Source organism: Phytoactinopolyspora endophytica (assembly GCF_004138495.1).
In the GTDB taxonomy this organism is placed as follows: domain Bacteria; phylum Actinomycetota; class Actinomycetes; order Jiangellales; family Jiangellaceae; genus Phytoactinopolyspora; species Phytoactinopolyspora endophytica.
Genome location: NZ_ML142853.1, coordinates 496,747 through 497,728, shown reverse-complemented (window position 1 = coordinate 497,728; position 982 = coordinate 496,747). Strand labels below are relative to the sequence as shown.

At 58.1% G+C, this 982-nt stretch carries 1 protein-coding gene; it reads right to left on the bottom strand.

Annotated features, from left to right (window positions below):
- Nucleotides 1-678: 678 nt before the first annotated feature.
- Nucleotides 679-982, bottom strand: a 304-nt coding sequence (locus tag ELR45_RS37740; RefSeq protein WP_205856516.1) for a hypothetical protein, incomplete at its 5' end; no start/stop codon positions are given.

Below are 982 nucleotides of genomic sequence, written 5' to 3'. Positions count from 1 at the left end.
AGTCGCAGATGGTCGACGATCGGCTTCTCAGCCTCACGCAGACGACGAACCCGCTCCCTACGCTCAGCTTCTACAGCCTTCAACCGAACTCGATTCTGCAGATCCTCCCTACGCTCAATCTCCGCCATCGCCTACTCCTCCGCCGTCATACTCGCCCGTCAAACACCGATTCGATCTTGTCATGAGCGCCTTAAACCTAGACGGACGATTGAATAGTCAGGCAGTCGCCATCCACACTGATCCGATGCTCGTGGCCACGTGCGTCTCGAACGACCAGCACAGGTACCGACCATGACGCGTGCTCGATCACCTCTCCGATCTCCAACCGCGTTCTCTCGTGATGTCCCACGGCGAGCCGGATCGAGGTCTCACATACCAATAGCCAGCCAGCGTCCAACCTGAAAACCAGCAGCAGATCCTCGTCGACCTTCGTCAAGGTAGGATCGGCATGGAGGCTCGTCGGCAAGACGATGAGCTCACGCGCGGACCAGAGATACGCCTCGCCAGAAGCCACGCCAAGCGAAAGCGGGCGCCAACCAGGCTCGTCAAACGTCCACTCGATCAGCCTATCCAGCGTGATCGTGACTTTCATGGAACGCGGTTCGTCTGTGGCGGCGACCCGTACGCTGTACACCCGTGCACCAGCGACGACCGTCGTCTCCGCACCCACCGTCAATGTCATGGTGTCGCGGTGATCAATCGGATCGTCCCATCAAGATCCACTCCCCAAGCCGTAGTAATGTTCCATGTCTCCCCACTTGGACCGGTCATCGGACCCCTAACATTGAATTTGGTTCCACCGCCCGTCATAGGTGCAGAACCCGCGGCACTACCGAAATTATCCACGAGGTGACTGCGTAGCGCAGTGTCCAGACCAGCCTGATCGAAGCCCATCGAATCTCGGAAGACGCCCGACTTATTCGGGTTCTTGAGCAAGTAGCCAAATTTGCCTTCGGGAATCGTCAAGCGAGTCGTATCCAGC